At 60.8% G+C, this 16,519-nt stretch carries 18 protein-coding genes; 4 read left to right on the top strand and 14 right to left on the bottom strand.

The window, feature by feature from the left end:
• Positions 1-5 precede the first annotated feature (5 nt).
• The 3 genes from tspO to SKA53_RS11730 are packed head-to-tail and all read right to left on the bottom strand — an operon-like array spanning position 6 to position 3,072.
• The gene (gene tspO, locus SKA53_RS11740) at positions 6-485 is read right to left on the bottom strand and encodes a tryptophan-rich sensory protein TspO (RefSeq protein ID WP_007206367.1); all 480 of its coding nucleotides are present in this window, start codon (positions 483-485) and stop codon (positions 6-8) included.
• 29 nt (positions 486-514) lie between these two features.
• Positions 515-1,537 (bottom strand): 15-cis-phytoene synthase, encoded by a 1,023-nt coding sequence (crtB, locus tag SKA53_RS11735; protein WP_007206366.1) that lies wholly within the window; start codon positions 1,535-1,537, stop codon positions 515-517.
• On the bottom strand, positions 1,534-3,072 hold the full coding sequence (locus SKA53_RS11730) for a phytoene desaturase (RefSeq protein WP_007206365.1): 1,539 nt from the start codon (positions 3,070-3,072) through the stop codon (positions 1,534-1,536). The genes crtB and SKA53_RS11730 overlap by 4 nt, the downstream gene beginning before the upstream one ends.
• Positions 3,073-3,179: 107 nt before the next feature.
• Here SKA53_RS11730 and crtA point away from each other — a divergent pair, with 107 nt between their 5' ends.
• From crtA to bchO, 4 genes are read left to right on the top strand one after another with little or no spacing between them, the layout of a single operon-like run.
• A complete protein-coding gene (gene crtA, locus SKA53_RS11725; RefSeq protein WP_007206364.1) occupies positions 3,180-3,881 on the top strand; it encodes a spheroidene monooxygenase in 702 nt (233 codons plus the stop codon).
• Positions 3,878-4,882: a magnesium chelatase ATPase subunit I gene (bchI, locus tag SKA53_RS11720; protein ID WP_007206363.1), complete on the top strand. Its 1,005-nt coding sequence runs from the start codon at positions 3,878-3,880 to the stop codon at positions 4,880-4,882. The genes crtA and bchI overlap by 4 nt, the downstream gene beginning before the upstream one ends.
• Positions 4,883-4,910: 28 nt before the next feature.
• The gene (locus SKA53_RS11715; protein ID WP_007206362.1) at positions 4,911-6,524 is read left to right on the top strand and encodes a magnesium chelatase subunit D; all 1,614 of its coding nucleotides are present in this window, start codon (positions 4,911-4,913) and stop codon (positions 6,522-6,524) included.
• The gene (gene bchO / locus SKA53_RS11710; RefSeq protein ID WP_007206361.1) at positions 6,524-7,360 is read left to right on the top strand and encodes an alpha/beta fold hydrolase BchO; all 837 of its coding nucleotides are present in this window, start codon (positions 6,524-6,526) and stop codon (positions 7,358-7,360) included. Before SKA53_RS11715 ends, bchO begins: the two co-directional genes overlap by 1 nt.
• 72 nt (positions 7,361-7,432) lie before the next feature.
• Here bchO and SKA53_RS11705 read toward each other — a convergent pair whose 3' ends face one another.
• The 11 genes from SKA53_RS11705 to bchL all read right to left on the bottom strand — a co-directional run bounded on the left by SKA53_RS11705 (position 7,433) and on the right by bchL (position 16,509).
• Complete coding sequence (locus tag SKA53_RS11705; protein ID WP_007206360.1) at positions 7,433-7,876, bottom strand: c-type cytochrome; 444 nt, start codon at positions 7,874-7,876, stop codon at positions 7,433-7,435.
• Between the two features lie 111 nt (positions 7,877-7,987).
• Complete coding sequence (gene hemA / locus SKA53_RS11700; protein WP_007206359.1) at positions 7,988-9,205, bottom strand: 5-aminolevulinate synthase; 1,218 nt, start codon at positions 9,203-9,205, stop codon at positions 7,988-7,990.
• Between the two features lie 5 nt (positions 9,206-9,210).
• On the bottom strand, positions 9,211-9,996 hold the full coding sequence (gene puhE, locus SKA53_RS11695) for a putative photosynthetic complex assembly protein PuhE (protein WP_007206358.1): 786 nt from the start codon (positions 9,994-9,996) through the stop codon (positions 9,211-9,213).
• Positions 9,997-10,078: 82 nt separating this feature from the next.
• Complete coding sequence (gene acsF, locus SKA53_RS11690; RefSeq protein WP_007206357.1) at positions 10,079-11,197, bottom strand: magnesium-protoporphyrin IX monomethyl ester (oxidative) cyclase; 1,119 nt, start codon at positions 11,195-11,197, stop codon at positions 10,079-10,081.
• The gene (locus SKA53_RS11685) at positions 11,194-11,490 is read right to left on the bottom strand and encodes a hypothetical protein (protein WP_040482964.1); all 297 of its coding nucleotides are present in this window, start codon (positions 11,488-11,490) and stop codon (positions 11,194-11,196) included. Before SKA53_RS11685 ends, acsF begins: the two co-directional genes overlap by 4 nt.
• A gap of 51 nt (positions 11,491-11,541) precedes the next feature.
• Complete coding sequence (puhC, locus tag SKA53_RS11680; RefSeq protein ID WP_007206355.1) at positions 11,542-12,000, bottom strand: photosynthetic complex assembly protein PuhC; 459 nt, start codon at positions 11,998-12,000, stop codon at positions 11,542-11,544.
• A gap of 5 nt (positions 12,001-12,005) precedes the next feature.
• Positions 12,006-12,647, bottom strand: a complete 642-nt coding sequence (puhB, locus tag SKA53_RS11675) for a photosynthetic complex putative assembly protein PuhB (RefSeq protein ID WP_007206354.1) — start codon at positions 12,645-12,647, stop codon at positions 12,006-12,008.
• A 54-nt stretch (positions 12,648-12,701) separates the two neighbouring features.
• A complete protein-coding gene (gene puhA, locus SKA53_RS11670; protein ID WP_007206353.1) occupies positions 12,702-13,475 on the bottom strand; it encodes a photosynthetic reaction center subunit H in 774 nt (257 codons plus the stop codon).
• A gap of 18 nt (positions 13,476-13,493) precedes the next feature.
• Complete coding sequence (locus SKA53_RS11665; protein ID WP_007206352.1) at positions 13,494-14,924, bottom strand: PucC family protein; 1,431 nt, start codon at positions 14,922-14,924, stop codon at positions 13,494-13,496.
• Positions 14,921-15,613 carry a magnesium protoporphyrin IX methyltransferase gene (bchM, locus tag SKA53_RS11660; RefSeq protein WP_007206351.1) on the bottom strand — a complete coding sequence of 231 codons (693 nt, stop codon included), beginning with the start codon at positions 15,611-15,613 and terminating at the stop codon, positions 14,921-14,923. The genes SKA53_RS11665 and bchM overlap by 4 nt, the downstream gene beginning before the upstream one ends.
• Positions 15,613-16,509 (bottom strand): ferredoxin:protochlorophyllide reductase (ATP-dependent) iron-sulfur ATP-binding protein, encoded by an 897-nt coding sequence (bchL, locus tag SKA53_RS11655; RefSeq protein WP_007206350.1) that lies wholly within the window; start codon positions 16,507-16,509, stop codon positions 15,613-15,615. The genes bchM and bchL overlap by 1 nt, the downstream gene beginning before the upstream one ends.
• Positions 16,510-16,519: the final 10 nt, after the last annotated feature.

Here is a 16,519-nt window from a genome sequence, read left to right as displayed (position 1 = left end):
GGGGGTCAGATCGCGCTCAGGTCGAGTGGTTTTTCATTCGGGTTCAGCCGCAGCATCGCAATACTGAGCGCGGTGGCGATCGTCACCCAGACCAGATAGGGCACAAAGGCCAGACCCGCCCAGAAATCCAGCTGGAAATGCGTGACCGTGCAGCCCAGTACGGCCAGCCACAGACCACCAATGATGGGCAACGACCCTTTCAGGCGGCGCAGGCCGAAAAATACCGGGGTCCACAATGCGTTGAATGCGATCTGGATCGCCCAGAATGCCATTGCATAGCCGTTGTCGTCGATGCCTGCGACCCGTGCGCCTGCGAAGGAAATCAGCAAATAGATTGATGTCCATGCGACCGGAAACATCCAGTCGCGCGGTACCCATGTCGGCTTTTTCAGGCTTTTGTACCACGCGCCTGTTGGAAACAGCGCACCCGTCGATCCGGCGGCAAAGGTCGCGGCCAAAAACAAGAAGAACAGCAGATAGTCCATCAGGTGCCCTTTCGCGGTACACCAGATACCTAAGCGCGATGGCCGGTATTTCCAACCCCTGCTTCGCGGTTACGCAATTCGGCCAGCACATCCAGCACGGCCAAGGACCGGCTTTGGCTGGGTTTGCTGCGGCTGGCGGCATCCACCAGAAAGGCCACCTCGTCCAAAGGACGCGCATAGATGATGGGTGATCTTGGCGTGATGACAGAAAAGGCGGTGCGCAGTGCAGATTGCCCGACCCAGCCCAGTTTCTGTGACACGGATGTGCGCGCGCGCATCGTGATACTGTCATATCCGTTCTGCCGAACCTGTCTGCCAATGCCCGCATAGATCAGCCGTGCAGCCCAAATGCCAGTGCGCGCCTTGACGGGCAGGGCGTTGATGCCGGATTCGGATCGCAGGTACAGCCTGTCGGCCTCGGCCAGCAGCCGTTTGACCATGCCGCGCAAGGCAGCATCAGGCAGCGGGTCGCGGGTAAAGTTCAGCGGGTCGATCCCCGCCTCTGCCAGCCAATCCAGCGGCAGATAGATCCGCCCCATCCGCGCATCTTCGCCCACATCGCGCGCGATATTGGTCAGCTGCATCGCAACACCCAGATCGCAGGCGCGCGCCAATGCGTCGGGGTCGCGCACCCGCATCAGCACGCACATCATCGCACCCACGGCGCTGGCCACGCGCGCGGAATAGGCGCGCACGCCGGACAAGGTATCATAGCGGTATTCGGCTGCGTCCCATGCCAGCCCTTCCAGCAGGGCATCGGGTAGGGCGCGCGGCATCTCGAACGCGTCGATAATCGCGGCAAAGGCGCGGTCTTCGGGCGCGTTGCGCGGCCGGCCGGCATAGGCAAGGTCCAACCTGTCCTGCAAGCGCAGCACGGCACCGGCCTGCTGCGTGCCTTCGTCCACCTCGTCATCGGCCAGACGGCAAAAGGCGTAAAGCGCAAGCGCCGGATCGCGGACCGAGGATGGCAACAGGCGTGACGCGGCGTGAAACGACAATGACCCATGCCGGATCGCATTTTCGCAATGCGCCAGATCGTCGGGCCGGATCATTCTGCCGCCACTTTCATTGTCACGCGCGCGGCGGCGTCAGGGACCAGTTTGGCCAACACCTCGGCGCTGGAAATCACACCGGGCACACCGGCGCCGGGGTGGGTGCCCGCGCCGACCAGAAACAGGCCCCTAGCCTCTTCGCTGATGTTATGGGGGCGGAACCAGGCAGATTGCAGGATACGCGGTTCGATGGAAAACCCCGACCCGTTGGGCGACAGATATCTGTCGCGGAAATCTTCGGGGGTCAGGATCATTTCGGTGCTGATGCGCTCTGCGAAACCGGGGATGGTTTTTTCAACCTCGGCCATGACCTTGGCCTTGTAGATCGCAGATTCATTGGCCCAATCGACAGGATTGTCGAACCCCAGATGCGGCACCGGCGACAGGACATAGAACGTATCATCACCCTTTGGCGCGACGCCGGGGTCGGTGACGCTGGGGCGGTGGATATATAGGCTCATGTCATCGGACAATTTGCCCTTGATGAAAATGTCGCGCAGCAAACCTTCATAGCGGGGGGCGTTGGTGATCGTGTGATGGCCCACGTCGGGCCACATCTGCGCCGTGCCTTTGGTGCCAAAATACCAAACAAACAGGCCCATCGACCAACGGCGCGATTTCAGCTTGGCATCGGTCCAGCGCTTGCGCGGATGGTTGCGCAACAGGCGCTGATAGGTATGGCCCGCGTCGGCATTGCTGACGACCAACGGCGCATGGATCACGGTGCCGTCGGTCAGGCGCACGCCTTTCGCGGCCCCGTTTTCGATCAGTACCTCGTCAACTTCGGCATTCTGCACCACTGTGCCGCCCTGCCCCTTGATCACCTTGACCATCGCATTGGCAATCGCCTGCACCCCGCCCATTGCATAATGCACGCCATAGGTTTTTTCGAGATAAGCGACGAGCGAATAGATCGACGTCACCTTGCGCGGATCACCCCCGATGAACAACGGATGGAACGACAGCGCCATGCGCAGGCGGGCATCCTTGACCCGCGCCTTGGCCAGACCAAGGATCGACCGGTCTGCACGCAGGCGCACGAATTCAGGCAGCACCTTGATCGTTTCCCAGATCTTGTTCATCGGCTGGGCGACCATGCCTTCGAAACCGACCTTATAGCAGGCCTCGCTATCCTTCAGGAACCGCTTGTAGCCTGCCACGTCCGCAGGGCTGAGGCGGGCAACCTCCGCCAGCATGGCATCGGTATCCTGACGCGCGGTGAACGTTGATCCGTCAGGCCAGCGCACCTCGTAGAACGGGTCCATCGGGCGCAGGCTGATATCCTTGTGGAAATCCCGCCCGCAGGCGCGCCAGAGGTTTTCATAGACCTGCGGCACGGTGATGATCGTCGGGCCCAGATCAAAGCGGTGCCCGTCCTGCGTGACGGACGACCCCCGCCCACCGGGCAGATCGAGCCGGTCCAGAACGGTGACGGCATAGCCTTTGGCGCCCAGTCGCATCGCGGCGGCAAGGCCGCCAAGCCCCGCGCCAATCACGATGGCTGCATTTGAATCGGTGTGTTCATGTGTCAACATAAGCCCACAGTAGATGTGTAAACCAAAGTTGACAAATATTATTCGCACTCCCTTTTCAAAAGACGGGTGCTATGTCAGACTAAGTTGACACTAGCGTAGGCAAACCATTGACCCAGATCGTGACATTGTCGTTTTTCCGCTTTGCCGGGCCATTGGCGCGCGCTTGGGCGCTGACGATGATGGGCGGCGCGCGCCTGCCATTGTCGCGCACACCCGACATCGGTTTCTGGAAACTTTGCGGGTCGGGCAGCGGCGAAGGATTCACGCCTGTTCCTAATACCGCCGTCTATGCAATCCTTGCCACATGGCCCGACATCGCGACTGCCAAGGCGCGCACCAGCACCGGCGTTTTCGCCCGTTACATGGCGCGGGCGGCGGAACACTGGACTGTCTTTTTACAAACCCAATCCGTCCGCGGGCAATGGTCTGGCAAAGCACCTTTCGCGCCCGATGCAACCACGACGCCCGGTCCCCTGGCAGCCCTGACGCGCGCGACGATCAAGCCACGCATCCTTGCCCGGTTCTGGGGGCGGGTGCCGAATATTTCCGCCAAGATCGGTGCCGACAGCAATGTGATGTTCAAGATCGGCATTGGCGAGGTGCCGATGCTGCATCAGGTCACGTTCTCGATCTGGCCGTCCGAGGCCGCGATGGCCGCTTTCGCCCGCACTGGCCCGCATGCCGAGGCGATCCGCGCCGTGCGTGACGAAGGCTGGTTTGCCGAAGAACTTTACGCCCGTTTCGCCGTGCATTCCGATGCCGGCACATGGAACGGTACCTCCCCCCTTGCCAGACCAGAGGCCGCATGAAACAGCCCTTCCCCTTTTCCGCCATCGTCGGTCAGGACGAGATGAAACAGGCCATGATCCTGACAGCCATTGACCCGTCGATCGGCGGCGTTCTGGTGTTCGGGGACCGTGGCACCGGCAAATCGACCGCCGTGCGCGCGCTGGCCGCCTTGCTGCCACCGATCATGGCGGTGCAGGGCTGCCCCGTGAACAGCGCCAAGGCCGGTGATGTCCCTGATTGGGCCGTGTTAGCGACGAAAACGTTGGTGGAAATGCCCACCCCCGTTGTCGATTTGCCGCTTGGCGCGACAGAGGATCGTGTGACCGGCGCGCTTGATATCGAAAAGGCGCTGACCAAGGGCGAAAAGGCGTTTCAGCCCGGCCTGCTGGCGCGCGCCAATCGGGGATACCTTTATATCGACGAGGTGAACCTGCTGGAGGACCACATCGTCGATCTGCTGCTCGACGTGGCGCAATCGGGTGAAAACGTGGTGGAGCGCGAGGGGCTGTCGATTCGCCACGCCGCGCGATTCGTACTGGTCGGGTCCGGCAACCCTGAAGAAGGCGAATTGCGCCCCCAATTGCTCGACCGCTTCGGCCTGTCGGTCGAGGTGGCATCCCCCAAGGACATTGCAACACGGGTTGAGGTCATCAAACGCCGCGATGCGTTCGACAACGACAACACGGCCTTCATGCTGCGCTGGCAGGCCGAGGATGCGGCGATCCGTGACCGGATCATAACCGCGCGCAACGCACTGGCACGGCTGAAAACGCCGGAAAAGACCCTGCATGACGTCGCTGAACTGTGCCTTGCGCTGGGGTCCGATGGTTTGCGCGGGGAACTGACCCTGCTAAAAGCCGCCCGCGCCTATGCTGCGTGGCGCAATGACACCGCGCTGACCCGAGCGCATGTCAAGGATATGGCGCCAATGGCCCTGCGCCATCGCCTGCGCCGCGATCCGCTGGACGAAGCGGGCAGCGGCACGCGGGTTGCGCGGATCGTGGAAGAAACCCTTGGCTGAGGCCGTCTGGCACCGCGCTGTTCTGGCGATGCAATTGCTGGCGATTGATCCTGCCTTGGGCGGCATGGCTTTGCGCGCAAGGTCAGGGCCAGTGCGCGACAGGCTGGTTGGCCTGCTCGACTGGTTGCCGCAACCACAGCAACGCATCCATCCCGCGATTTCGGACGAGGCGCTGTTTGGCGGGCTGGACCTGTCGGCAACGCTGGCCCGTGGACAATTTGTGCAGGAACAGGGTCTGTTATCACGCCCCGGCACGGTGATCCTGACGATGGCGGAACGGGCGGCAACACAGCTGGCCGCGCGGCTGGCGATGGTGCTGGATGCAGGCACCACCCACCGGCTGATCGCGCTGGATGAAGGCGCTGAACCTGACGAGGCACTGAACCCGAAACTGGCTGAACGGCTGGCCTTTGCCGCCGACCTGTCGGATGTCACCATCAGCGAAGCCATCGCACCCGACCCTTTTGATCCATCCGCCGCGATCACGCATCTGCACCAGGTCGCTGTCCCGAACGACATCGCCGAACAAGTAACGCGTATCGCGGCACAATTTGGGATCGACAGCCTGCGCGCGCCACTGTTCGCCTTGCGCGCGGCCAAGGCGCATGCTGCCTTGCGCGGCAAGATGACAGTCGATGCCAATGATGTGGAAATTGCCTGCTTGCTGGTGCTGGCGCACCGCGCCACGCAGATGCCGGGCAGCGATGAAGAAGAAGCCGAAGCCCCCGAACCCGACCAGACCGACCGCGACGATCAGGATCAGACCGATACGCTCAATCTGCCGGACGAATTGCTGCTAGAGGCGATCAAGGCCCTGCTGCCTGACAACCTACTAGACCGGATCGCCGCGCAAAAAGCACGCCAAGGCAAAGGCAGCGGCAGCGGCGCTGCGCGCAAGGGCAACCGGCGCGGCAGGCCGATGCCGTCACGCGCGGGGCGGCTGGGTGACGGCGCGCGGATTGATATTGTCGGAACCTTGCGGGCCGCCGCACCTTGGCAGACGATCCGCAAGCAGGCGACAGGGCGCGACAGCGTGCAAGTGCGCAGTGATGACATCCGCGTCAAACGGTTCGAGGAAAAATCCGACCGCCTGCTGGTATTCACCGTCGATGCATCTGGGTCATCCGCCCTGTCCCGACTGGCCGAGGCGAAAGGCGCGATCGAGCTGTTGCTGGCGCAGGCCTATGCACGGCGAGACCATGTGGCGCTGGTGTCGTTTCGCGGGACCGGGGCCGAGGTACTTTTGCCGCCCACACGGTCGCTGGTGCAGACCAAACGCCGCCTTGCCGCCTTGCCCGGTGGCGGTGGCACGCCGCTGGCTGCCGGGATCGTTACGGCCTTGGAACAGGCGATCACCGCCACGCGCAAAGGGCTGACGCCGACGATTGTCATCCTGACAGATGGCCGCGCAAATGTCGCGCTGGATGGCGCGGGAAACCGCGCGCAAGCTGCCGCCGACGCCCAACGCATGGCGCAGGCGGTACGCGCCCAAAGGATCGACGCATTGATCATCGATACCGGCAACCGGCCAGAACCCGCGTTGGCGGCGCTGGCGCAGACCTTGGGCGCAATTTATCTGCCCCTGCCCCGCGCGGATGCGGCGCGCCTGTCGGCCAGCGTTGCCACCGCCTTGGGTGATTGATGCGCTGGCCGCCGCGCGACTGGCCGCTGTCAGACCATTCCCGCCAGATCCTGCACCGCCCGCACCGCTGGCATGTGCAAGAGGCCGGGACCGGCCCGCTGATCCTGCTGATCCACGGCGCTGGTGGGGCCACACAAAGTTTCCGGCACCTGTTCCCGATTCTGATCCAGACCCATCATGTCGTGGCCATCGACCTGCCCGGCCAGGGGTTCACCCAGATGGGCGCGCGGCAACGCTGCGGGCTGGATCACATGGCCGAGGATATCGTATCGCTGTGCCGCGCGCAGGGCTGGAACCCCACCATCATCCTTGGCCATTCAGCCGGTGGCGCGATTGCGCTGCGATTGTGGGAACTGGGGTTGCGCCCTGCGGAAATCGTCCTGATCAATGCGGCGCTCAGCAATTTCAAAGGTGTCGCAGGGCTTTTGTTTCCGGTCATGGCCAAGGCGCTGGCCGCAACCCCGTTCACCGCCAGCATGGTGACCGTGACCAGCAGCCGCAATACGATCCGCAACCTGATCAAGGGGACAGGTTCGGTGCTGGATGATGACGGGATCGACCTTTATTATCGCTTGCTGGGCGACCGATCTCATATCGACGGCACCTTGTCGATGATGGCGCAATGGTCGCTGGATGGGTTGCTATCGCGCTTGCCTCAGGTCACCGCCCCTGTGCATCTGATCAGCGGATTGAATGACAGGGCCGTGCCGCCATCTGTCAGCCGTGACGCCGCCACCCGCCTGCCACAGGCACGCCTGACCGAATTGGCACAGCTGGGCCATCTGGCGCATGAAGAAAACGCAGCCCTGATCGCAAGGCTGATCACTGGCCAATGAAAAAGGGCTGACAGGTTTCCCTGACAGCCCTTCGATCACAGCGAAACGGCGCGTTCGCGCGCCGCCCATTTCTTACATGTCAGAGAAAGTCGCCAGATAGGCATAAAGGTCATAGGCGTCCTGTTCGGCGCGCACCTGATAGGCCATCTTGCCGCGTGCGCGGCGATCTTCCAGTTTTTCGCGGATCCAGCCGGTTGGGTCCTGAACGTATCCCACGAAGTTCGCTTCGTTCCAGACTTCGCCTGCTTCGCCAAGTGCGACAAGGCCGTCGCTATACTTGAAATCTTCATTTGACCCCAGCACACGGCCGATCAGACCATATTGGTTCGGGCCCGTGCGCGCGTTACGGCCTGCCAGAACGTTGCCATCAGCGTCTGCCACCACATGGCACGCCACACACTGACGGTTGAACTGTTCTTCACCGTTCGCGGCATCGCCGAGTGTCGGTGTAAGGTCTTGTGCAAATGCTGGTGCTGCCAGAATGGCCAGCGCCGCAGCGATTGTAAAATTTTTCATGATCGTATTCCTTTTCGACCTGATTAAGTGACCGTTGCCCCAGTCGTTTGTTACTGTAGAGCATCCTGTGCGGCGGTCCACCCCCACGCAGGAAAAGAAGTGGCCTAGCATTCAGGCAACAGCATGCGCCAATGCGCATTGTTTCCACAAAACGCGCAGCGCCGTGACCAGATGGTCAATATCTTCATCCGAATGCAGCGGCGATGGGGTAAAACGCAGCCTTTCTGTTCCCTTGGGGACCGTGGGATAATTGATCGGCTGCACATAGATGTCCCATTCGCGCATCAGGTAATCCGCAAGCATCCGGGTTTTGACCGGGTCCTTGATCAAGACCGGCACGATATGGCTATCGTTATGCATATGCGGAATGCCTTCGCGGTCGAGAGCGGCGCGCAGGCGCGCGACCTGACGCCGCTGGCGGGCGCGTTCCATCTCGGACTGCTTGAGATAGGCGATCGATGTGCGCGCAGCAGCAGCGATCGCGGGTGGCAAGGCGGTTGTAAAAATGAACCCCGAGGCAAAACTGCGGATGAAGTCGCACAGCGCCGCCGATCCGGTGATATAGCCGCCGACAACGCCAAACGCCTTGCCAAGCGTCCCTTCGATCAGGGTAATCCGGTCGGCAAGCCCTTCGCGTTCGCTCACACCGCCACCGCGCGGGCCATACATGCCGACGGCATGGACCTCGTCCAGATAGGTCATGGCACCGTATTTTTCGCAGACTTCGACGATCTGGCGGATGGGCGCGATATCGCCATCCATGGAATAGACGCTTTCAAAAGCGACAATCTTGGGGACGTCGGCGGGCAGGGCGCGCAGCTTCATCTCCAGATCACGATAATCGTTGTGCTTCCAGATTACCTTTTGCGCGCGCGAATGGCGGATGCCCTCGATCATCGAGGCGTGATTGCCCGCATCCGACAGGATCACGCAGTTTTCCAACCGGCTACCCAAGGTCGACAGCGCGGCCCAGTTCGACACATAGCCGGATGTGAACAGCAGCGCCGATTCCTTGCCATGCAGATCAGCCAATTCGCGTTCCAGCAGCAGGTGATCATGGTTGGTGCCACTGATGTTGCGGGTGCCGCCCGATCCGGTGCCGGTGCGCTGGACAGCCTCACACATCGCGCCGATGACAGCGGGATGCTGACCCATGCCAAGGTAATCATTGGAACACCACACCGTCACATCGCGCACAGCACCGTCCACAGCATGGCTGGCCGCGCGGGGAAACTTGCCGCATTGGCGTTCCAGTTCCGCGAAATAGCGGTAATTGCCATCGGCCTTCAGTTGATCCAGCTGCGCATTGAAAAGGGCGTCAAAATCCATCGGTCTTATCTTTCTTCTTTGGGCATCGTTTTGGGCGCGGGCAACATCCAGCGCCAGAGTTTCGCATCCGGCAATGGAATGACCATCAGCCAATGTTCGAGAAGGGCAAGCGCCGCAAGCGCCGTCAGCAGGCCATAGCCCGCAACCGCCGCGCCAGACCCAGCGAACCACAACAGTTCGGTGCACAGCGCAAGCAAGGCGGTCAGGACGGTGATCGCCGCAGGAAAGGCGAGCGTGACAGGGCCGCGCCGGAAATAGCTTTTCAGATGGATCAGGCGCAGCGGCACAAATTCCATATTGATCCGCGGCACGCCGAAAAACAGGTTCAGCTTGGCAAAGATACGCGCCAGATACAGGATCAGATAAGTCGCCACCGCCATCTGGTTTTCAACCCCGCCAGAGGCCAGAACCAGCCCCAAAAGACCAGCCGTCAGCAAAAGTTCATGATGAGAAACGGTGGCAAAGGCGCGAAAGAACCGCGCTTTTCCAGATAGGCCGGGCAAGCAATCGTCGCGCATCGGGCCGGCGACGACACCAGCCAGAAACGCAAGCTCGATCCAGCCCCAAATCGCCAGCGCGCCGAGAAACCCCAGATAAACCCCCGCCACATCGACCCGCATCAGCGACGCGGCGACAGCCCAGACACCGACCATCAGCAACGGCAGACCTGCCAGAACGACCGCCTGATGGCGCCCACTGCGATCCGCGCGGCGCACAGCCAGCAAAATCACCCCTGTGGAAAACCACCACAGAAATATCGCCGCGATGATGGCTGTCACCGCGCCGGTCATGTTTCATCTTCCGAGCACAAATACCTCGGAGGTGTGGAGGCAGCGCCTCCACCGGTTTTCAAGATGAAAACCGCCCGCGCCATCAATAGGCCGGCGCCATCAGCGGGCTTTCAGGAACATCGCTTTTCACGACTGGGATCATCAGCAAGGACACGAATGACGTTGCGGCCCGTGCCGATCCAGTCATGCGTTTCACCCAGCCGCCAAAGCCGCCCTGCTTGCGTCCCAATGCGATCTGCACATTGGCATCCTGTATCCGGTTCAGCGCGGGTTGCCAGCGCGGATGGTCGATATCCAGCACCATGGGGAACACCTGCCGCGAAATGTCCGATGTTTTGCGGAACACTTCCTGGCCATACCATGCCGGATCAACGCCCAGCGCCTTGTGGAATTCGGGCCGCTGGTGATCGCGCACCCACATCGTGGAAAACACCGCTGTCAGGAAAAACTTGATCCACAACTTGTTGGTGCGGCTTTCAGTCAGCTTGGCATCGGTTTTCAACAGCAGGGCAAACGCCTCGCCATGCGAAAACTCGTCATTGCACCATTCGCGGAACCATTTGAAAATCGGGTGGAACCGGTATTCGGGGTTTTCTTCCAGATGACGGTAGATCGTGATATACCGCGCATAACCGATTTTTTCCGACAGATAGGTCGCGTAATAGATGAATTTCGGCCGGAAATAGGTGTATTTCTTGGCCTGCGTCAAGAACCCAAGGTTCACGGCAATGCCCGCTTCGCGCAGCGCATCGTTGATGAAACCGGCATGGCGGGCCTCGTCGCGGGCCATCAGCTGGAACAATTCGGTGATGTCCTTGTTCGATCCGCGACGTTTCATTTCCTTATACAGCACACAGCCCGAAAATTCGGCAGTACAGCTTGAGATCAGGAAATCAATGAACTCTGCCTTCAGCTTGGGTTCCATCCCGTCCCAATCGACATGGTCCCAGTCTGCGTTCTTGCGAAAATGACCCTTGTTGGGGTCGGCCTTCATCTGCGCGATCAGCACATCCCAATCCTTGCGCACTGGTGTGACATCAATCGCATCCATTTCGGCAAAATCGGTGGTATAGAACCGCGGCGTCAGCAACGTATTCGACATCGCGACCTTGGTCGCTTCTTCATTCGTGAGCGGCGGCAGGGCCTCTTGCGCGGCGATGGCTTCTTCGGCGGTGGCGGCATTGGATGAATGCATGTTCATGACAGCACCTCGTCACTAAAGGAAAATTCGCACAGTTCCATGAATTCGAAATCACCCGTTGCGCGGGTCCAGAGCTGTTCGAGCTTGGACGCTCGTGTGATGACGGCGGTGCGCTTTTCCTCGATCAATTCACCAAAGGCAGCCATGATTTCCGGCCCCTGCACCTGCACGGTGTCCCCCGGATAGATCACAGCACCATTGTCCAACCGGACATGTGCCGACAGTTCCTCGAACCGGTGGGAAATGGTCACCGTGCAAGGCGCGGTTTCCGTCTCTCTTAAAAATAGTCCCATGTGAGTTCCCTTTCACATCATCGCGTGCAGGGGGCTAGCCTGCGCACAGTTTCAATCCAACAGCTTGGCAAAGGCTGCCACGTTATCTCGGCCATAGCCAATCAGTTCGGTCGTCATACCAGTACTTGGATCAAGAATAGCGACATTCCCGTTCTGGCGCTGCACGATCTGCAAGGGCGGCGTGCCCATCACACCCGCCACAAGGCGTTCACGGTCAATCACGCGCCCCATGACACCCAAAAATCCGGCCAATTCATCCGACGACCGTGCCAGCAGCGCACCATCAAGGCTGGTGACGGTATAAATCCCGCTTTTGTCGCCGGTGATGATGACATCCAGGCTTTGCGCGACCGGTGTCTGCGCGACAACCGCCACCAGCGGTTTGTCGGTGATCTTGGCATAAGCGACCAGACCGACCGCGGCGATCATCAGCGCGAACATCGCCCGCGCGACAAATGGCGGCACGAGGATCGTTTCAGGATGCTTCATCGTGTTGGGGGCATGTGCCATGATACTTACTCCGCTGCGACGGCAGATACGCCGGTTTTGGTTGCGGCACGGGTCACTTTCGGCGCGGAAATGCGGGTTTCCGCGGCTTCGGCAAACAGCCGCGCGACATTTTCCGCATCGGGGATGCAGCGTAGCGCAGGCTGGGTGCGGGTCATGTACCAAGGCCGGACATGCGGCCAGGTCATCAGATAGGACACGCGACTGTCACCGATCAGCTCGAACGCCAGCGTGCCGGTTCCATTGGGCCGCAGATCCAGCTTGGCCGTGCCGATCCATGTATAGGGCAGGTTCAGCGTCATCGTCAGCGCCGCACCGATCCGCATCGCAACGCGCTTGTTGGTCAGCGTATAGATCGTGGCGCGCGCCTGCACATAGGCAACCAGATACAGCAGGCCGCAGGCCACAAGGCCCGCAACAACGAAAGGCACGCCGTGCATGACCGATACATTCAGCGGATAATCCGCCGAGGACGCGCCGATGCGCCACACCGTCAGCAGCGCGAAGTACCCAGCCACCCAGCGGAGCGACAAGGCTTCACGCGCTAGCGCTTTGTGGTCGGGTGATCCCTGCCAGATAATATATTCACCTGCGGGCAGTCTTTCAGGCAGTCCGGGGATCGGTTCTGCGGCGAAATCGTCGTGGGTCATTTTCGTATTCCCTTGGGTTGGCGGACCCCGGTGGCGAGCCGGGGCCAGTAGCGGTTAGACTTGTGGCTCTAGGCGGTCGGCAGAGGCATAAAGCGTCCCACCAGCGTAGTAGCCCATGATCTTTTCTTCCTCGAGCAGGGTGACGACATCCGGTGACTTGGTCACAGGCACGCCGTCCCAGTTGTGCGCGTACAGCGACCGGACAACGACACGGTCGCCTTTGATCCGTGCCATATTCATCGGGATCAGGCGGGTCTTGCCGCTGCCTTCGGGGTTCAGATCGACGGTCAGGAAACGCACCAGCGCTTCTGGCACATCGACCCACATGTCGATCACACGGCCGACAACCTCGCCATCACCGCCGACGACAACGTTGCCGCGCGGATCGGTGCCAGCAGAGATCCTGAACTCAGGCAGCATCGACATAGGCTTGATCTTGACGTGACCATGCGCATCCAGTTCCGGCGCGTCACGGCGTGGCGCCCAGGATGCCGGACCAACGCCATCCATCATCGGATCGCCAGTTGGAATATAAGGCGATCCAGCAGCGCGCGACGATTGCACCAGCGCCAGATCGTCACGATCGCCGCGCTGGCCGCTTGGCAGGGCCAGTTCACCGCGACCATCGCGCAGGTGGAATGTCTTGTCGGACGGGACTGGGTACGGCCCTTGGTTCGGGGCAGGCTTTCCTTCTTCGTCCAGAAGCGGATAGCCTTCGCGCATGTTTTCGGTTTGCAGGTAATAGATCAGACCCGCAAAGAAGATCCAGAAAAGCCAGATTGCTGCGCTCGCCAGATCGAAGTTGCCAAAGAATGTAGTTCCAACCATGTTGTGGTCCTTTCGAGATCAGGTCGGGAAGTCGGCCAATTCCAGCTTGGCAGACCCCCCTTGTGTTATTGGCCGCAGCCGCACAAGCGGCCCCAGCACGATCATTGTGATGAACAAAAGGGCGATTTCGGTGTGATAAACCACCGAATACCCCGTGGCAGGCGTGGCGAGCGCCTCTCCCAATATGCCGTTCCCAGCGGCGTGGTTTACAAGGTCACGCAAGGTGCCCCCGATAAAGATGGATAGCCCTGCGCCGGTGGCCTGTGCAGCCCCCCAGGCACCAAGGGCAAGACCGCGACCGGCGCGCCCGATCGTCGGCATGGTCATTGCGGCGGTCAGCGTGCTAACCCCAAACAACCCGCTGCCGAAACCGATCATACCGGCGCCCAGATAAAACAATGCAGATGACCCGATGGGTGCTGCGAAAATCACAAGGCTAAACGCAAGCACGCCCGCCAGCAAACCGCGCGCACACATGCGGAACGGATCAAGCGATGCCGCCAGCCAACGCGCCGCCAGCGCAAAACCCACCAGCGCGCCACAGGCCCACATCGCGGTCAGCAATGTTGTGGCCGAAACCGACAGGCCCATGATTTCGCCGCCATAAGGTTCCAGCAACACGTCTTGCATGCTGAACGCCATGGTGCCGATAAACACGACCGCCAACAACCGACCTGCATCGCCACCTTTGGCCAGATCGCCCCATGCTTCACGAAAGCTTGGGGTCGGTTCGGCGCGTTGCGCCTTGGTCATCGGGTTCACGCGTTCCTGTTTCCACAGCGCGATCATATTCAAAATTAAGGTCGCAACCGCGGTGCCTTGCACGACTTGAACCAAGCGCAAAGCACTATAATCACGCAAAAGCGCGCCGATAATCAGCGCCGAAATCGCCATGCCGACAAGGTTCATTACATAAAGCAACGCCACAACACGTGGCCGCGTTTCATCGGTGGCGCGGTCCGCTGCCAGCGCAAGCCCTGCGGTCTGGGTCATATGCATACCGACACCGGTCAGCAAAAACGCAAGCCCCGCACCGACATAACCCGCCCAATCCACATCCAGCGTGCGATCCCCAGACAGCACGAGCAGCGCCATCGGCATGATTGCCAAGCCGCCGAATTGCCACATTGTCCCGAACCAAAGATAGGGAATCCGTTTCCACCCGATGGCGGAGCGGTAATTGTCGGACTTGAACCCCACTAGCGCGCGGAACGGTGCCACCAGCACCGGAATCGCGATCATCAACGCCACAAGGGTCGAGGCGATGTTCAGCTCGACGATCATCACACGGTTTAGCGTGCCCAGCAGCATCACGGCCGCCATGCCCACCGACACCTGGAATAGCGACAGGCGCAACAGCTGGCCCAGCGGCAGATCATCGCTGACCGCGTCGCTAAAGGGCAGCAGGTTGACCGAAATACGCTTGAGTGTCGACGCCTTGAAAATCATTTGCGTGCCCTTTCAAAGACCAGCGCATTCGAGATGTAGAAACCCGATTTGACCCGTTCGATATCGCGCAGCGCACCTTTGACGCCGCCCTTGCGCAGGGCATCTGCGACGCCTGCGGTCGTGTGCGGGATCATTACAGGGCTTCGGTCCCCGGCGGGGAACAGCTTGCCCGCCCGCCACATCAGCATCAGCGCAGGTGTGCGCGGGGCAAGGGTAAAGACGAATTTGCCGTTGATCCGTGGCGAGGCCCGATCAAGCAGCGCGGCAATATCGGGCGCGCTGTAATAGATCAACGAATCCATCGCCAAGGCATGGTCGAACACGCCGGTGGTCGCGTCCAGCATATCGCCCGCGACCCAGGTGATCGTGCCGGGCAGACCGGCTGGCATCCGCTTTGCCCCGATTTCAACCAGTGCGGGCGAAATATCCACCGCCACCACATCGGCCCCGCGCTGCGCCAGTTCAACCGCCATCGCGCCCGTGCCGCATCCGGCATCCAAAATCCGCGCACCACGCAGATCGTCGGGCAATTGCGCCAGCATCAGCGCGCGCATCCGGTCGCGGCCCGCGCGCACGGTCGCCCGCACGCCCGACACCGGCGCGTCGGACGTCAACCGTTCCCAGACCTTGGTCGCGGTGCGGTCGAAATAGTGTTCGACCCGGTCACGTGTGGCGGCGTATTGCGTCATCAATCAAACCCGAGCAATTCAAAGATTTCACGATCAGGCAGCGGTGCGGGGGCCAGCGCCTCTGTCCCGTTCCACAGCGTTTCGGCAAGGCGGATGTATTCGGCGCGCACCATGACGACATCTTGGTCATCGGGCATTTCGAACAGGGTTTTCTTTTTCAGACGGCTGCGGCGGATCGCATCCAAATCAGGCATATGCGCGATGCGGTTGAAACCGACCGTGGCGCAATAGCGGTCCACCTCGTCCGTGGCCTTGGACCGGTTGGCGACACAGCCTGCCAGACGCACCTTGTAATTGGCCGATTTGGCCTGCACTGCCGCGATGATCCGGTTCATCGCATAGATGCTGTCGAAATCATTGGCGGTGACAATCAGCGCGCGGTCGGCATGCTGCAAGGGGGCCGCAAAGCCACCGCAAACCACATCGCCCAACACGTCGAAGATCACGACATCGGTGTCTTCCAGCAGGTGATGCTGCTTGAGCAGTTTCACCGTCTGCCCAACAACATAGCCGCCGCAACCGGTACCGGCGGGGGGGCCGCCAGCCTCGACACATTTGACGCCGTTGTAACCTTCAAAGATGAAATCTTCGGGGCGCAGTTCTTCGGCGTGGAAATCGACCTCTTTCAGAATGTCGATCACCGTCGGCACCAAAGTGCCGGTCAGCGTGAAAGTGCTGTCATGCTTGGGGTCGCAACCGATCTGCAACACCCGCTTGCCCAGCTTGGAAAAGGCCGCCGACAGGTTCGACGATGTCGTCGATTTGCCGATGCCGCCCTTGCCGTAAACGGCAAAGACCTTTGCGCCTTCGATCTTGGTGTCGTCATCCTGATGGACCTGAACCGAACCTTCGCCATCTTGGCCGCGCAGGTTTGGGATTTCGTCTCTGGGGCTCATGGGAGCCTCC

This window comes from Yoonia vestfoldensis SKA53 (assembly GCF_000152785.1).
Lineage (GTDB): Bacteria > Pseudomonadota > Alphaproteobacteria > Rhodobacterales > Rhodobacteraceae > Yoonia > Yoonia vestfoldensis_A.
The sequence above is the reverse complement of the archived record's forward strand: the minus strand, read 5'-3'. Positions and strand labels throughout refer to the sequence as shown.

Excerpts from the sequence above, each read along its gene's own strand:
- tspO (WP_007206367.1), bottom strand. The coding sequence starts at position 485 with ATGGACTATCTGCTGTTCTTCTTGTTTTTGGCCGCGACCTTTGCCGCC.
- crtB (WP_007206366.1), bottom strand. The coding sequence starts at position 1,537 with ATGATCCGGCCCGACGATCTGGCGCATTGCGAAAATGCGATCCGGCAT.
- SKA53_RS11730 (WP_007206365.1), bottom strand. The coding sequence starts at position 3,072 with ATGTTGACACATGAACACACCGATTCAAATGCAGCCATCGTGATTGGC.
- bchI (WP_007206363.1), top strand. The coding sequence starts at position 3,878 with ATGAAACAGCCCTTCCCCTTTTCCGCCATCGTCGGTCAGGACGAGATG.
- SKA53_RS11715 (WP_007206362.1), top strand. The coding sequence starts at position 4,911 with ATGCAATTGCTGGCGATTGATCCTGCCTTGGGCGGCATGGCTTTGCGC.
- bchO (WP_007206361.1), top strand. The coding sequence starts at position 6,524 with ATGCGCTGGCCGCCGCGCGACTGGCCGCTGTCAGACCATTCCCGCCAG.
- SKA53_RS11705 (WP_007206360.1), bottom strand. The coding sequence starts at position 7,876 with ATGAAAAATTTTACAATCGCTGCGGCGCTGGCCATTCTGGCAGCACCA.
- hemA (WP_007206359.1), bottom strand. The coding sequence starts at position 9,205 with ATGGATTTTGACGCCCTTTTCAATGCGCAGCTGGATCAACTGAAGGCC.
- puhE (WP_007206358.1), bottom strand. The coding sequence starts at position 9,996 with ATGACCGGCGCGGTGACAGCCATCATCGCGGCGATATTTCTGTGGTGG.
- acsF (WP_007206357.1), bottom strand. The coding sequence starts at position 11,197 with ATGAACATGCATTCATCCAATGCCGCCACCGCCGAAGAAGCCATCGCC.
- SKA53_RS11685 (WP_040482964.1), bottom strand. The coding sequence starts at position 11,490 with ATGGGACTATTTTTAAGAGAGACGGAAACCGCGCCTTGCACGGTGACC.
- puhC (WP_007206355.1), bottom strand. The coding sequence starts at position 12,000 with ATGGCACATGCCCCCAACACGATGAAGCATCCTGAAACGATCCTCGTG.
- puhB (WP_007206354.1), bottom strand. The coding sequence starts at position 12,647 with ATGACCCACGACGATTTCGCCGCAGAACCGATCCCCGGACTGCCTGAA.
- puhA (WP_007206353.1), bottom strand. The coding sequence starts at position 13,475 with ATGGTTGGAACTACATTCTTTGGCAACTTCGATCTGGCGAGCGCAGCA.
- SKA53_RS11665 (WP_007206352.1), bottom strand. The coding sequence starts at position 14,924 with ATGATTTTCAAGGCGTCGACACTCAAGCGTATTTCGGTCAACCTGCTG.
- bchM (WP_007206351.1), bottom strand. The coding sequence starts at position 15,613 with ATGACGCAATACGCCGCCACACGTGACCGGGTCGAACACTATTTCGAC.
- bchL (WP_007206350.1), bottom strand. The coding sequence starts at position 16,509 with ATGAGCCCCAGAGACGAAATCCCAAACCTGCGCGGCCAAGATGGCGAA.